General features: G+C 39.8%; 15 protein-coding genes. 10 read left to right on the forward strand and 5 right to left on the reverse strand.

Annotation, left to right across the window (positions count from 1 at the left end; translation table 11 throughout):
* The first annotated feature begins 165 nt into the window (after nt 1-165).
* A complete protein-coding gene (locus G7Y32_RS03545; protein ID WP_165210710.1) occupies nt 166-1206 on the forward strand; it encodes an LLM class flavin-dependent oxidoreductase in 1041 nt (346 codons plus the stop codon).
* 65 nt (nt 1207-1271) lie between these two features.
* Here G7Y32_RS03545 and G7Y32_RS03550 read toward each other — a convergent pair whose 3' ends face one another.
* The gene (locus G7Y32_RS03550) at nt 1272-3188 is read right to left on the reverse strand and encodes a BglG family transcription antiterminator (RefSeq protein ID WP_165210713.1); all 1917 of its coding nucleotides are present in this window, start codon (nt 3186-3188) and stop codon (nt 1272-1274) included.
* Between the two features lie 223 nt (nt 3189-3411).
* On the opposite strand from G7Y32_RS03550, the gene G7Y32_RS03555 reads away from it, so the two are divergent.
* From G7Y32_RS03555 to G7Y32_RS03570, 4 genes are all read left to right on the forward strand, one after another.
* On the forward strand, nt 3412-3879 hold the full coding sequence (locus G7Y32_RS03555; protein ID WP_004225791.1) for a PTS sugar transporter subunit IIA: 468 nt from the start codon (nt 3412-3414) through the stop codon (nt 3877-3879).
* Between the two features lie 368 nt (nt 3880-4247).
* Nucleotides 4248-4565 (forward strand): PTS fructose transporter subunit IIB, encoded by a 318-nt coding sequence (locus tag G7Y32_RS03560; RefSeq protein WP_004229762.1) that lies wholly within the window; start codon nt 4248-4250, stop codon nt 4563-4565.
* 12 nt (nt 4566-4577) lie between these two features.
* Nucleotides 4578-5669, forward strand: coding sequence for a PTS fructose transporter subunit IIC (locus G7Y32_RS03565; protein ID WP_004228918.1), 1092 nt, complete (start codon nt 4578-4580; stop codon nt 5667-5669).
* Nucleotides 5670-5697: 28 nt separating this feature from the next.
* Nucleotides 5698-6591, forward strand: a complete 894-nt coding sequence (locus G7Y32_RS03570) for a ketose-bisphosphate aldolase (protein WP_004227110.1) — start codon at nt 5698-5700, stop codon at nt 6589-6591.
* 148 nt (nt 6592-6739) lie between these two features.
* On the opposite strand, the gene G7Y32_RS03575 is transcribed toward G7Y32_RS03570, so the two are convergent.
* The 4 genes from G7Y32_RS03575 to G7Y32_RS03590 form a co-directional block, all read right to left on the reverse strand.
* Complete coding sequence (locus tag G7Y32_RS03575; RefSeq protein ID WP_165210716.1) at nt 6740-7132, reverse strand: hypothetical protein; 393 nt, start codon at nt 7130-7132, stop codon at nt 6740-6742.
* Between the two features lie 106 nt (nt 7133-7238).
* On the reverse strand, nt 7239-7616 hold the full coding sequence (locus tag G7Y32_RS03580; protein WP_165210719.1) for a hypothetical protein: 378 nt from the start codon (nt 7614-7616) through the stop codon (nt 7239-7241).
* Nucleotides 7617-7820: 204 nt separating this feature from the next.
* Nucleotides 7821-9056 (reverse strand): beta-ketoacyl-ACP synthase II, encoded by a 1236-nt coding sequence (fabF, locus tag G7Y32_RS03585; protein WP_165210722.1) that lies wholly within the window; start codon nt 9054-9056, stop codon nt 7821-7823.
* A gap of 407 nt (nt 9057-9463) precedes the next feature.
* Complete coding sequence (locus tag G7Y32_RS03590; RefSeq protein WP_165210725.1) at nt 9464-10201, reverse strand: DUF4064 domain-containing protein; 738 nt, start codon at nt 10199-10201, stop codon at nt 9464-9466.
* 580 nt (nt 10202-10781) lie between these two features.
* On the opposite strand from G7Y32_RS03590, the gene G7Y32_RS03595 reads away from it, so the two are divergent.
* The 5 genes from G7Y32_RS03595 (at nt 10782) to G7Y32_RS03615 (ending at nt 15627) form a co-directional block, all read left to right on the forward strand.
* Nucleotides 10782-11222, forward strand: a complete 441-nt coding sequence (locus tag G7Y32_RS03595) for a VOC family protein (protein WP_165210728.1) — start codon at nt 10782-10784, stop codon at nt 11220-11222.
* Nucleotides 11223-11300: 78 nt separating this feature from the next.
* Nucleotides 11301-11669 carry a VOC family protein gene (locus G7Y32_RS03600; RefSeq protein WP_165210731.1) on the forward strand — a complete coding sequence of 123 codons (369 nt, stop codon included), beginning with the start codon at nt 11301-11303 and terminating at the stop codon, nt 11667-11669.
* Between the two features lie 14 nt (nt 11670-11683).
* Nucleotides 11684-12151, forward strand: coding sequence for a GNAT family N-acetyltransferase (locus G7Y32_RS03605; RefSeq protein ID WP_165210734.1), 468 nt, complete (start codon nt 11684-11686; stop codon nt 12149-12151).
* Nucleotides 12152-12973: 822 nt separating this feature from the next.
* Nucleotides 12974-14302: a sensor histidine kinase gene (locus G7Y32_RS03610; RefSeq protein WP_165210737.1), complete on the forward strand. Its 1329-nt coding sequence runs from the start codon at nt 12974-12976 to the stop codon at nt 14300-14302.
* On the forward strand, nt 14299-15627 hold the full coding sequence (locus G7Y32_RS03615; protein WP_165210740.1) for a GHKL domain-containing protein: 1329 nt from the start codon (nt 14299-14301) through the stop codon (nt 15625-15627). The genes G7Y32_RS03610 and G7Y32_RS03615 overlap by 4 nt, the downstream gene beginning before the upstream one ends.
* Nucleotides 15628-15645: the final 18 nt, after the last annotated feature.

A 15645-nucleotide genomic window follows, 5' to 3' on the forward strand; every position in this document is an offset into this window, starting at 1 on the left:
CAAAGTGAGTACGGCCAAACTCATGACAACTGCATGCGAAAAGCCCTAAAACTTTAATCAGAATATTTAAAATGGTTAAGCTGAGTGGGTTTGTAGTATTAGCAATTCTGAAATGCTTTAGTTTTCGAACAAGTCTATTATTCTAAAATTTAGAAAGTAGTAATAATGAAAGTTTCCGTTTTAAATCTCCTGCCGCTGCGGCAAGGACAAGACTACCAAGCAGCTATGACAGATATGGTGACTCTGGCGCAAAAACTTGAGGAGCTGAACTATCATCGTCTGTGGATTGCTGAGCATCACAATATGAAAAGTGTGGCTTCTAGTGCTACAGTCCTTCTCATGCAGCACGCCCTAGCTAATACAAATCATATACGTATCGGCTCTGGTGGTATTATGCTTCCCAACCACAGTCCTTATATAGTAGCTGAGCAGTTTGGGACCTTGGAGACCTTGTATCCTAATCGCGTTGATCTAGGTCTGGGCAGAGCACCAGGAACAGATATGGTGACCGCTCGAGCTCTTCGCCGGACAGATGATCTCAATCCCCATTTTGCGGAAGATCTAGCTGAACTAGCTGGTTACTTTAATGACAGCAATCCTGTTCACGCCTACCCGGCAGCAGGACTCGCACTGCCATTTTATATCTTGGGTTCTAGCACGGACAGTGCTTATCTGGCAGCCAAGTTAGGTCTTCCCTATGCCTTCGCCTCCCATTTTGCACCAGCTATGATGGAAGAAGCGATAGCTATTTATCGGAGAAATTTCCAAGCATCTGACTCTTTGGATCAGCCTTACGTTATCTTGGGAGCCAATGCCATTCTTGCTGATAGCAATCAAGAAGCGCAGCGTTTGGCAACGACTCAACTGCAGTCTTTTCTAGGAATAGTGACAGGTCAGCCAAATGGTTTACAGCCGCCACTGGATAGTGAAGAGCAGGTTTGGCAATCTTATGTGGAAGCGACTAAGGTTCCGCATTTTGGCCCGATTGCCTTTCAGCGCGAAGATATTATCCATCGGGAAAAAATGATTGTCAAGCAGATGTCGCAGGTTTCCTTGATAGGTGATTCAACGACAGTGAGCCAGCAAATTCAGGAATTAAAAGACAGGGTTGAATTTGATGAACTCATTGTTAACAGTTATATCTATGACCAAGCTGCACAGATACATTCCTTTGCCTTGCTTAAAGCAGCAGTAGATCGATTTTAAGAATAAAAGAGACCGCTCAGAATAATCTGGGCGGTCTTTTAGCGCTCAAAGGCATTGCAGTTGGTTTATTCAGTGTTAAAAATTTTATCGAGTGTTTTCATATCCTTATTCCTTAATAGGTCTTCTTGCAGAGCTTTTGATGTTGTAAAGTCTAAAAGTTTTTCATAAATATACTCTAGGGATTTGATATCCTCTGGTCTGATAGCCAGTAAAAAGACGAATTTAATATGACTCTGGTTCCAGTAAATACCTTTGGGAATAATGGCCACTGAGATAACACTTTTCTTGACACTATGGTTAATAGGATGAGGAATGGCTACGATATTGTCTAAGACAGTGTTCGAAATCTCCTCCCTTTTAAACACATCTTGCGCAAAAGACTCGGTAACATAGCCTTTTTGAAGCAATTCATTGGCTAGAGTTTTTATAAGGTCTGTCTTTGTAATTTTATCAGGAAAAGTTTTTATAAATAAAGGATTAAAAAGTTGCAAAGTTGTTCGCTTGGAACGGATAATTTTTTCCAAATCCTTAAAGTTTTGTTCAAAATTACTAATATCGAAATAATAAATCTTATCACTTACCTTAATTGGAATAGTCGTTACAAAGAGATCGTAAGCACTTTTGTCAGTGCTGTCAAATTCCTTCAGTGACAAGTGATCAATACTGTCAATTAAATTGGGGAAATAACGTTCCAGCCTTGTTTGAATAATGGAACTCAAAATTTTTCCGGTACCGCAGATGATGGCTATTTTGATTTTATCGCGGGATGAATTTTTGTATTTTTCAATAGCATTAGCAAAATATAAGGCGATGTAAGCTATTTCATCTTCGGAGAAAGTTAACTGAAAAATATTTTCTATCCTAGACATTTCGCTAGCGGCCAAATCAAAAGCGTAAGGAAAATTATTTTTGATATGCTGGCTAATCGGATTGGTTCGGTTACCTTTGATCACAAGGACATTTAAAGCACGGATAATATGGTTAGTGAGATTGCTTTTGAGATTATTATCATAAATCCAAGCATCTGAAATTTTTTGGTCAAGGTGGTTGAGTAGTGATTGGACAATATCGTGTGCTAATTGAATATTATCTTCGCTAAGGTTGAGTCGTTCAATGATATTTGGATAGTTCTCGGAAAGAATGAAAAGGATGTAAGACTGTTCATAAGCTGATAGCTTAATCTGAAAAGTCTCATTTAACGCCGAGATAAACTCATTAAATTCACTCTGATACGGAGGAGATAATTTGAGCTCTGGCTTAAATGCTGTATGTAACTGATGTCCATATTTAATACGGCTGAGGGTTAAAAGAATCGCAGAAAAACTATTTCTTTCAAAAAAATCGGTACTATTTAATTTAATGCCATCTATGAAATTATAGAAGATTGTCGAAAAGATCTTATAGTCAATATTATTACAGATATCCCTGACTGACTTATTTTTCCCAGAGATGAAGTCATAGAGATTATCTCGAAAAATTAAATTTAGAATGGCGGAACGAATATCGCTCTCCTCAGCTGAAATGTAGTAACCGACATTGCTCTTATTAATAATCTGAATGTGGTAGGGGGCTAGGAGCTGCTTCAGGTTTCTAAAATCATTATAGAGAGTGTTTTGGCTGATATAGAAGGTATTTAAAAGATAGTCTTGACGAACATAATTATCGGTAGTCAGAAAAACTCTCAATAAGAAATCAATTCTATTTTTAGCTGATGTAAATAAGAACGTCCCTTGGTCATCATGATGCCAAAAGTATTCAAATTTCTCCTTATCGGTATAGTTAAGCAGATAGCCCTTTCGCCGGACTAGTTCAATTTCAGCACCATTATCGCTAATATAGTCGTTAATCATCTTAATATCATGTCTTAAGGTTCTGCTGGAAATATTCAGCTCTTTGCAAAGAATATCCTGAGAGACTGGAAGATGCTTGGTTATGAGGTAGTTTAAGATATTATCTAATCTTGCGTAATCTAATTTGGACATAATGTAATCCTCCAATCTAACCTTATTTCTATTATAAATATAACACAAAAGCAACAGAGTCCTTTTTACATAATTTCCTACAAAAATGGTGATAAGCGTGAAAATATTTTACACATAAAAGTACATATCTAATGGAAAAACGAGTTAGTGACAGCAAACCATTGAAGATGTAGGGTTATAGGTAAAGAAAGAAAATAAGCGCGATAGAAAGGAGAAGTGGGGAATGAGCTCTAATAAAATAGATATGGATATATCAACAATAGTGACTCCCGACTTAATTTCACTTGATTTAAAATCAAGAACAAAGTTAGGGGTTATTGAGGAACTGACTGATTTATTGTATAAGCATCAGGATGTTAGTGATAAGCAGGCTTTTATCAGAGATGTCCTTTTTCGAGAGACAGAAGGGCTAACTGGAATCGGTCAAGGTGTCGCCATTCCACACGGGAAATCTCCTGCCGTTAGCCATACAACGATTGCCATCGGTTTATCAAAATTTCCCATTGAATGGGAGAGCCTTGATAGTGAGCCCGTGACAGCAGTCATCCTTTTTGCAGTAAGGGACAGGGATTCAAATACGCTTCACTTAAAATTGCTGCAAAAGGTTGCAATGTTACTGGCTGACGATGGCTTTATTGATAGGCTTCATAAGGTCTCATCGAAAGAAGAACTCATTGAGCTCTTGAAATAAAATTGAGTCTACCACTTGCGATGCTGCAATATTAGACAGGCCTTCTTAGAATCTTACTGATTCTTCGTTAGGTCCCTAAAATTCTTTGAGTCGCTTAACGGCTTTGTATCTTAGGAATTGAACGCGCCTACGACTCTGTGAATTTAGACTCACTTTCCTAGATGCTTAGGCATCGTTGTCAAGCTCCCTAAAATTCTTTGAGTCGTTTAACGGCTTTGTATCTTAGGAATTGAACACGGGACTAATTCCCTTGGAAAAAAGACAGCTTGTCTCGGAAATCAGGATTTCCGGCCAATCTTCTATTTTTCTGTCGGGAATTTTCGCTAAAGCGAACCGTCCCTTTGTATCTTAATGAAGGAGGTATCAAAATGAAAATTGTAGCTGTAGCTGCTTGCACATCAGGGATTGCCCATACCTATATTGCTAAGCAAAAACTTATTCGTGCTGCTGAATCTTTAGGGCATACAATCCATGTTGAAACGCAAGGAACAATCGGTGTGGAAGATGAACTGAGCACTGAAGATATTAAAAATGCCGATGTCGCTATCTTAGCTGTTGATATCCAAACAACAGGTAATGATCGTTTTAAAGGCCTGCCAACCATTAAAGTACCTACCTCTGTTGTTGTTAAGGCTCCAAAACAATTGTTGGAAGAGGTAGAAGCAAAATTGCAAGCTAAAAAATAAGGAGGAGTTAAGATGAAGAAAGTTGGTCAAGAAATAAAGCGCCACTTGATGACGGCCATATCCTATATGCTTCCATTGGTTGTCGCTTCGGGACTTTTAATTGCCATCGGAAATTTGATGGGAGGTCAGAATGTTGATAGTTTAAAATCCATGTCTATTCCTGATGCGATGACAACATTGGGGGTATTTGGGATGGGTCTCTTGCCATCCTTTATTGGTGGGTATATCTCCTATTCCATCGCAGACAGGCCTGGTATTGCACCTGGATTTTTAATGGGTCAGATTGCATCTTTTTTAGGCGCTGGTTTCCTAGGAGGAATCATCGGTGGCTTTATTTCGGGTTACATTGCACTCTTAGTCAAGAGGTATTTGAAAGTACCGAATTGGGCTCAAGCACTCATGCCTATGATGATCATTCCAACCCTATCCGCTATTATCGGTGGTCTGATTATGTTTTTTGTACTTGGAGCTCCTCTGACAGTCGCAACGGCTGCTTTAACAGGATTTATTAAGGGATTGGATCAGTCTCAGAAAGCGCTGTACGGTTTTATTATCGGTTTTATCGGCTGTCTTGATTACGGTGGTGCCATTTCGAAGGTTCCAAATCTTATCTGTGATGGCTTGTTACTAGATGGGATTACAGGTCCTGAAGGAATTAAGGTACTGGCTGCCATGGTACCCCCGATTGGTGTCACTTTCGCTTACCTCTTATCCAGAATTGTCAAAAAACCAATTTATTCCAAACAAGAAATCAATGCCATTAAGGTAGCCTTCCCAATGGGATTGTGCATGATTTCAGAAGGCGTCATTCCTATTGCGATGAATGATTTAATTCGTACAGTTATTGCGACCTCTTTAGGCTGTGGTGTCACGGGAGCCATTAGTTACGCTTTTGATAATGGTAGCCCTGTTCCATCAGGAGGTGTATTTGTTATTCCTGCCATGTCGAGACCTCTAGTAGCCATCCTTGCTCTCTTAATCGGTTCCTGCGTGACAGCAGTGCTCTTAGTTATTTTAAAGAAAGCTAGAGCTGAAGATGAAGAAGATCTTGATTTGGATGACAGCGAGGAAGAAGTTGATTTGTCGGGATTGACCTTTGAGTAAACTAGAGAAAAATTTGGAGGAAATGATTATGTTAATCAATATGGAACAAATGTTAGCTATTGCTCAGGAAAATAAATTTGCTGTTGGGGCCTATAATATTTCAAATTTAGAATTGGCTAGAATTGTGATTGAACAATGTGAGGCAGATAATGCTCCGGCCATTATTGAGGTTCATCCTACGGAAGTCTTTTACTGCAAAGATGATTTCTTTGCCTACATTCTGCAACGGATTAAAAACAGTCAAATTCCCTTTGTTCTTCACCTAGATCATGGTGATAATTTAGATAGCGTTGCAAGGGCAATTCATAATGGCTTTAGCTCAGTGATGATAGATGGTTCTCTCTTATCTTGGGATGAGAATGTTGATATCACAAGAAAAACTGTTGAGATGTGTCATAGAGTAGGCGTTAGTGTTGAAGGAGAACTGGGGACCATCGGTCAGACAGGACGCGCAGTTGAAGATGGCCTAAAGAATGGTATTTATACTAAGCCGGATGATGCCAAGCAATTTGTTGAAGAAACAGGTGTCGATACGCTAGCCGTCGGAATTGGTACGGCTCATGGTATTTATCCTAAAAATGTCACCCCTGAAATTCGGATTGATATTTTAAAGGATATTGTTAGTCAGGTCGAGGTCCCCTTAGTACTGCATGGCGGTTCATCAAACCCTGATGGACAAATTGCAGAAGCTGTTAAAAATGGTATTTCCAAGGTTAATATTTCCTCTGATTTCAAACATGCCTTTTTTAACAAAGTCAGAGAAGTCTTAGCTAATGATGAAGGCTGGGATCCCAACAATTTATTCCCGGTTTGCATTGAAGAAGGCAAGAAAGTAGTTCACCATAAGAATCAATTATTCGACGCCCTTGGTAAAGCGCCACTCTATAAGAAACTGTCACCTTGGAGAGCAGAATTTTTGTAAAAAGCATGTCGTGGCTCATAGTGTAATTGTCAGATAAACTATAAAAGACCATTTGAGACAACAATCTCAAGTGGTCTTTTCATGCTTATAATCTACCTATAAATCCATCCTATAAAAAATCACCTAGCTAGTGCTAAGTGATACTAGTTTATTGAAAATCTTGATTTGGTATCTGCGTATTTTGAATTTGATCAAATTTCTTAAGTGAAGTTAAGTAGATGATACCAGCGATAATTGGGAAGATATCAGCAATCATTGCTGTTAATGGTCCAATAGGTAAGGCGATAATGAAGAAAATATGAGCCACCATTGGAACGAAATTCGTTCCTTTAAATTTGACTATGCCAATAATCCCCATAATCAAGGTAGCAATTCTAAAGGCCAGTGCAGGGAGACTAAGGAACATAAATGCAGAAGATATAACTCCTCTAGCAGCTAAAACCATTAAGGTCGCACAGATAAACGAAATCACTCCACCAATCACTCCGAGTAAACCGTTCGCTTGGGCTAGTTTTTTCAAACCAGCATTATTGTTTGTCATAAGATAAACTCCTCCTAAAATTAGTACCCTACTAGTTTAACAGATATAGTTATCATTGATTGTTACAAAATGACAACAATTTTAAGCAGGCTTTAAGTGCATACAGTTATCCCTCGAAATCTTTAAGACCTTGCTTGTAGAAATGACCGCCTATGATACAGCTAATATCTGAGATAAAGCCAAAGAAGATATTAACGGGGAGAGCAATGATAAAGAGGGTATGAGCTGCCGATGGAATGTTATTTTGTCCAGAATATTTTCTCATAGCCAGAAGGCCATAGATAAAGGTGACAATTTTTATCATGAGACTGATAAGAGCAAACACTAGATAGATGAGTCCTGCTAGGGCTTCATCATCGGAAGTCGTTGACCGAAAGGCCATATAGGAAAAGATCCCCCACTTTAACAGTCTTAGAACTAGGGCCAATCCCCCTCCATATAAACCTAATTTAGCATTAATGCTGGCTAAGTTATTCGATTTCATATCTTTCTCCTTAGATACTTATGCTTGCTTGATTCAGTCTATCAGAGAGAAGCAGTTAATGCAAATTAAGTTGCGATGACAAAAGTTAAGCTGAAGTAGAATGGATAACCAGCATCTGAGCATTGACAATTTAATGGTTTGTACCTAATTGAGACAAAAAAGCACCAGGCGGGTTTATCCTGATGTGATAGTCTATAAACGGCCTTAATTTTCCCATTTTTTAAAGACCAGAACAGCATTGGATCCCCCAAAACCAAAGGTGTTGGAGAGGGCGAACTTGATTTTGGTCCTGTAGCCTTGCTTGATAATGATATTGGCCTCAATATCATCACCTAGATCCCGAGTTCCTGCTGTCATGGGAACAAAATTGTGGTTAATCGCTTGGATTGTGGCTATCGCCTCAACTCCCCCTGTTGCTCCTTGGAGATGGCCGGTAAAAGATTTCGTAGAAGAAACAGGGACTTCTTTGCCCAAGACACTTACGATAGCCTGACTTTCAGCGAGATCATTTGCGGGAGTTGACGTTCCGTGGGCATTGACATAGTCAACTTGGTCTGGCTGTATCTGGGCGTCATTTAGGGCCAAGCGAATAGCTTTCGCTGCACCTAGACCGCCGGGAGACGGGCTGGTCACGTGGTAGGCGTCACAGTTATTACCATAACCGATAACCTCAGCTAGAATTGTGGCTCCTCTAGCCTGAGCGTGCTCTAGGCTCTCCAGTACCAAAACACCGGCCCCTTCGCCGATAACAAAACCATTTCTGTCCTTATCGAAAGGAATTGAGGCACGATTGGGATCCTGCGTTCTAGAAACTGCGGTCAGGGCATCGAAACCACCGACACCGATTTCAGTAATTGGAGCTTCAGCACCGCCTGCAAGAATGATATCATGACTACCTCGTTTGATTTCACGAAAAGCTTGTCCTATCGCATCGTTGGATGAGGAGCAAGCGGTAGAAATGGATTTGCAGCTGCCTTTAGCCCCAATACTGATAGCAACATTGGCTGCGGGCATATTATAGAAGGCCTTGGAAACAAAATCTGGACTGATTGCTGTCATCCCTAAATCATTCATGGCGATAATCTGTTCCTGAAATTCCTGCAGGCCTCCAACTGTTGATGATATCATGACGCCAATTCTATCATAATCAAGCCCAGTCTGATCAGTCAGTCCAGCTGCTTCAAACGCCTCTTGTGCAGCATAGATTGCATACAGACCGCTCAAATCTTTCTTGTCTAAGTCTTCTTGGCTGAAATACTTATCAAAAGGGAAATTCTGAACCTGACCGGCATTAACAACCTGACTGGAACTGGTATCAAAACGGGTGATTGGCCCAATACCAATTTTGCCACTTTCTAGACTAGTCCAAAATTCTTGAGGATTATTGCCGATAGCGGAAGTGATACCATAACCTGTAATCACAACACGATTTTTATTCATATAGTAGTCTCATTTCTCCATAAAGTTTTTAACTGATTAAATAGTACTACATATTATTTATTTTGACCAGAGCTCACAGTAAAAGGGAGTGGGATCAACCCAAAAATTGAAAATTTCGGATTGATCCCACTCCCGCACAACGTACAGCTCAGGAACCTTTCGAGGTTGGCAATAAGATTCATCACATTCGTTTAGGTTTTCTGCATTGGCCTTATGGCAAAAGGAAAACCAGCAGAGGAGTCTGAGAAGAGGAGCCTGAGACAAAAGTCCAAACTCGTTAGTATGTTCTAGATTAACCAGATTGACGTAACCAACAAGTCTTGCTCCCAGTCACTGTGCTAAGAGTTTATTCCAAAATAGGGAGACTGGGGGAGTTTTTGGCCAGCATCTGGACTTTGTTCGTTTTCTTAGGCCTCTGGCGAATCAGAACTTGCTGGCACCTCTGTAGACATTGGAGTTTGGTACGACTCCGCTGTTGCAAAAGACTTTTGTGAATTTGAGGACTGTGCTTGAAGGCTAGCCTGAGTTTGATCCGACACTTGTGGGTCAGAAAAAGCTTGCGTCATCTGCGAACCAGCATTTTGCGCATTGGTTTGGACGCTGGTGTTGGACTGTGCAGGCAGTCCTTGGTCTTGATGGTAAGTACCCATCCAGACTGGCTCTTGCTGGAAATGAGTAGTAGTATTTCCTTGATTTTGGTAGTAGCTTTGTTGATTTGGAAATCCATTATAGGGGTAAGGATTCTGAGGGATAAAAGGCTGATCCAGCTTTGGCAGTGCAACAAGGAAAAGAATTCCTCCGGTGATAGATAGGATATCCGCAGCGAATCCGCCCAATAAGGGAAAGATATTAATTCCGAAAGCCACAATCAACAAGATTGGTGCTGCAACACTTACTCTTGGATCTTTGGAAAATTTAACGACTCCTAAAATCCCAAACACAAGAATAGCAATACGAATCATTAAAATGAATATAGTAAATATTAGCGCAGTTGCGAAAAAGGATCCAGCTGAATCGCTGTCAAAACTTGCGGCCGAGAAGGCACCGATATCGATGACTGTCTTAATAATCCTCAATATAAGGGTGAGAATCCCTCCAATTAAGCCAACGAAACCGGCAGCTTTAGCTAAAGTTTTCTGGTTCATAACGTTTCCCTCCATCTGAATTTTCTACTAGCCTACCAGATAGTGGTTAGAAAATCAAGGCAGATTATTAGGACTCATTTTTTGCTTGTAACAATAAGAGCTGATTGTAGTAAGCAAAAGGTTAACAAGACAAGAGCAGTAGTGACTGAAACCAGAAGCAACTAACTCAGATTAATTGGGCCTGTTTCATCATCTTTACATCTGATAAAGAATCCGGTGAAAGGAGCAGTGAAGCGAATAAGAAGACAAACAAATCCCAGAGCTTAGTCGTTTATAGGTTATTGGCGCTTAGCTAATTTAGAAAGGAGAAAAAGGGAAGACTTCTGTCAATTAGGTTACCTTACTTATCCCGTTTTAATATCGAGTAGCTTTGGCATTTATTTTTTCCTTTATTTCTTTATTAGTAGTATTATAAACTCATACAGATTAGATCTAAAAATACTGTAGAATAAATTTATCCGAGTTTTGTTTGGGTGTTAATAGGGGATTAATCCGTATCAGACTATGTTCCAAACTGTTTGATTGACCAAACTATCTCTATGTAGTAATATATAAAAGCTAAAAAGAATTGAGGGAAGAAATGATTAAAGCTATTGAACTTTATTTAGTAACGGACAAAGACGGCCAGGCGGCTGTCGATTTTTATGAGCAGGTCTTTGGTGCTAAAATTTTAGCCAAGACTACTTTTGGTCAAGCCATTCCTGACTGTCCAGAAGAAAACAAGAATCTGCTCTTAAATGCGCAGCTGGATATTGGTGGAATTCACCTGCAAATTTCTGATAATAACCCAGAAGCTGACTACATTTTGGGGAATAATATCTCAGCCTGTCTTCAGCTTGATGATGCAGATCAGGCGCGTGAACTATATGATCAATTAGCCCAAGAAGCCCGTCATATCGAGCTAGAGCTGCAGGAGATGCCTTGGAGTCCCGCTTACGGAATCATTGTTGATAAATTCGGCATGACGTGGCAAATTAATACGACTATTGAGGGCTTTGTATCTGAAAATGTAAACTTCTAAAATAATTTTGTATCCGTAAAGATGCGTTAGGCAAATATTCCCATTTGCTGAAAAAAAGACTATAATGTGAGGTAAACGATGTTAAATAAAGAAGTAGGAATTATGCTCTATGTGGATGATGTAGATTCTGAGAGGGATTTTTGGCAGACCATCGGTTGTAAAATTGAATCGGAAACGGAAACCATGGGGTATCCAAGTTTTAAGATGCGGCCGACAGCTGACAGTTCAGCACTCTTTACCGTTTATGCCAAAGAGTTTATCCGTCAAGTTTCCCCCGAGGTTGTAGACAACCAGCCTAGTCTCTTATTTGAGAGTGAGGAGCTTTTGATGCTTCATGCTAAGATTTCAGCTGTGACTGACAAAGTTGGGCCCATCCAGACTGATCCCTTCCCAAGCTTTAATTTCGCCAGCCCAAGCGGTCATTATTACGTTGTTAAAGGTGTTTAAATGGAGGTAACGATATGGCAATTCGGCGTGCAAAGGTAGCGGATATTCCCGCATTGGAGAAACTTTTGGAAGATATCCTCTTGGTTCACCATCGCGTCCGGCCCGACCTTTTTAAGGAGACAGGTAAGAAATTTACCCGTCAAGAGTTGGAAGAACTGGTGCTCGAGGAGTCCAAGCCAATTTTTGTTTATGAAGACGAGCGAGGAAATATCCTAGGTCACCTCTTTACTGTCATTGAAAAGCATGAGGGGAATACTGACCAACCTCGCAAGACCCTCTTTATTGACGATCTTTGCGTGGCAGAAGAAGCGCGTGGTCAGCAAATTGGCCAGAAACTCTTCAATTTTGCTCGTGCCTACGCCAAGGAACTTGGCTGTTATAACTTGACTCTCCACGTTTGGAATGCCAATGAAGGGGCTTTGCGTTTTTACAAGCGTCAAGGTTTGCAGGAACAGTTTACTTCAATGGAAGAAATCCTGTAAACCAGAAGTTCCAATAGGCGCTCTGAGACTATTCATTTGAACTTACAGAGCTTTGTAAGAGTTTTTACAAGGCTTTTCTATTACCATAAAAATTCTGCGTCGCTGCCTGACTATGATAATCTGAAGGCGATGGTTAAGCTGATTATTATTGGTTTTATACTCAGTTAAAATCAAAGTTAGCCTTTTAGACGTCCATTAATCTTAAGGAAACGATGCAGTTACGGCAGAGGCTTGTTCCCTAAGGAATCCGAACTTGATAACAAACGAGAGTGAGACAAACAGCCATGATAGCCTAGCCCCCACCCACAAAGCATTGTAATCTCTGGAGATTACGTATAAAAAAATCGGTAAATTGTTATGAAATGGTGATTTCGTTTTTCTGCGTTCTTTTATTTTTAGACTCTGTCCTCTGCCGCTCCCTTGTTTTTAGGCAGTCTATCCCCAGCTGCCAAACGCCACTGGAGACTTTCAATCTCACTTTCACACGGTTTGATTGGGATACAAAGCCATTAAGCCATGCAAGGGAATTTAGGAAAATCGACGCAGGTGATAAAAAGTACCTAGGAGATTTTATGCTTTTAGTAGCCAAATTTAATTTGTAAAGACAACAACTCTGTGCAGCATTGTAGACGTGTTTAATGACATAAGACAGCTATTAAAATGAGCACACGAAGGGATAACGAGGATGGCTACACTAGAATTTAAAATGAGATTGTGTGGATATTTTCAATGATTTCTCATTTTTCTTGATTTTACTAGTTTCCCTAGGGTGGGGATTATGTTAAAATAACTTTATATTAACAGTTTACGGAAAGGACTCACATGTCCCTAGCACTATTATCAGTAGCCATCATCCAGCAGTTTATGCTCAAACTGATCCTTTGTGCAGCCGAATGGTCATTATTTACTTATGTGACGGGAATCAGGCCTAGGTTTTATAAGGTCGGTTTTTTGATTGGACTGCACATGGTTCTGTCTTTTTTTCTAACACCTTATATTGGTGAAGTTACGGTTGGTCTCTTACTTTATTTTGTGATTATTAGTTATAAGATGCCTAAAAGCCGTCTTGTGGAAAATTTTTTCTTTGCCCTCTATCCGCCGGTTCTCTTTTCCATTCTTTGGAATTTTGTGGCAAGAATTGTTTTTCCCTTCCTCTTTAATCACCCTTTGAATTATTTTCTGGACAGCTTCGTCTGGAATATGCTGATTTTGATTGCTGTAACTCTATTAGAACGATTTTTACGGGAGTTCTATCAGATTGACTACATCTCCATGAAGAACAGTGTCTGGCTGGATAAGCGAACTCAAAGTAATTTTTGGGTTACTCTGTCGGAAATGCTGAGTTATTTTATTCTGTATTATTTCCTTGTGTTTATGCAGCGGCTGCATATTGGAAAGTTACTGGGAATTCCTGTTTCCGTACTGATAATCGTAGTTACAGTTGTTTATTTGGCAGTTTTAATGAAGGTTCTCATCCTGATTGACTATTATTCAAGGGAATATCTAAAGGATTTGAGGCGTACGGAACAAAAGCACTATCTGGAAAATCTAGAAAGTTATAGCCAGCAAATCGAAGAACTGTATCAGTCGGTTCGTTCTTTCCGGCATGATTACAACAATATTTTACTCAGTTTGAAAGGGAGTATTGAAAGTGGTGACCTCCATCTGGTTACCCGAGTTTTCGATGAGATTTTCCAGGAAAATATTGCTGGTTTGGATTCAAGGGATCGTCAGGCTAAATTGATTAATATCATGATGCCCGAGATTAAGTCCTTTCTCTTTATCAAAATAGGGGAATTTGAGAGCCAGAATTATAAGCTGGTCTTGAATATTCCTGATATTATCATGGACTGCGGTGTTTCAAGTTCTGCGGGACTGACTATTTTTTCAGAAATGTTTGACAGAGTTATGCCTTGGTTGAAGGAAAATCCTGCAGGTTTAGTCAATGTGAGAATTATTGAGGAAAATGGCGTTCAATCCTTTAGTTTGGAATTTACACCTTATCAGCAGGCGGCCTTGGATCAATTAGCTGACTTGTCGCTTGAAAGCCGAAGGAATCTTAATCACTACCGTAAATTGACCTTTGCACAAGGAGTACATGATCAAACCTTCTACCAAGAATTACGTGTTAGGAGGAAGTCAGACCGATGATAGTTTTAAAACAGTTATTATTTTCTTGGACAATTTTCTGGTCTGGCTGGTATGTCTTCAACTGGATCAGTAAACTCAATTTGCCTCTGAAAAAACTGCTTCCGGTTTCAGTTTTTTCAGCTATTGTTATCTTTTTCAGTTCCAAAACAGGCACAGTAGTGGATGTTGTTCATCTCTTATTAATTGAATTCATCTTCTTTAAGTTTCAGCCTAAACGTGAACTCCTTTTCTATGCCTTCTATACGGCTATTGGACTTGAATTTCTCCTCAGCCTGTCTTACTATATTGTCTTTGGTATGGATCCTAATCAGATCGACTTAGCGGCCTACCCGCTGACCAAGTTGATTCTTGCTAATCTTTTGGTTATCCCTGAATACTGGGTTGTCCATACTATCTTTAACCTCAATTTTAAATCAATAACGGAAAGCGAAAGCAGTAGAGTTAAGAAATTCTTAGTTGAAATCACAGTGGCTCTCTTTATCTCTTATGTTATTTTGCACGCTGTTTATCTTCTGCGTTACATCAATAATCCTACCATTGATTGGATTTCTGACAATCGCAACAAGGTCATTTTTATTGGGGTGACAGTATTTTGCTGGTTTCTCTTTGGTTTCAACCGCTGGATTAGACGGACTTTGAAGGAAGATATTGAAACTGACCGGGAAATGCACATCGCTAACCTAGAATCTTACAATCATCGGGTTGAGTCGCTTTATGCTGAATTGAGTAGTTTTAAGAAAAATTACCAAGCAGCTTTAGAAAAATTGGCTAAGAGCATTGCCAGCCAAGATATGACTAAGATTCAATCAACTTACAATGAGATTATGGGCGATGCTGCCCAAGATCAGCAGCTGATTCAATCTAAAAACCTTGACATTGGTAAGCTCTCATCTATCCATATTTCACCGATTAAAAGCATGCTGTCGGCTAAGATTTTGTTGGCTCAGGAAGAAGGACTAGAAGTTACTATTGAAGCACCTGATGAAATTAATCAGATTCCGATGAAGATTATTGATTTAGTCACTATTATTGGTATTTTGAGCGATAATGCTATTGAGGCTGCCAAAGAATCCAAAGATAAGGCTGTCAATGTGGCCTATTTCAAGGTTGATAATCAGCAGTTCTTTGTGATTGAAAACTCAACCAAAGAAGAACAAGTCGCTATCAGCCATATTTTTGAAAATGGCTACTCGTCAAAAGGAGAAGATCGTGGGATCGGCTTAGCCAATGTGGAGCGAATTATTTCTCAGTATGCTAATGTCAGTCTTTCGACACGGTCGGCAGATTATTGCTTCCGGCAAACCCTGTCAATGACAGAGAACTAGTCACAATTAAGGCTTTTG

Origin of the sequence: Streptococcus tangpeifui, from assembly GCF_011038795.1 — a bacterium.
GTDB lineage: Bacteria > Bacillota > Bacilli > Lactobacillales > Streptococcaceae > Streptococcus > Streptococcus tangpeifui.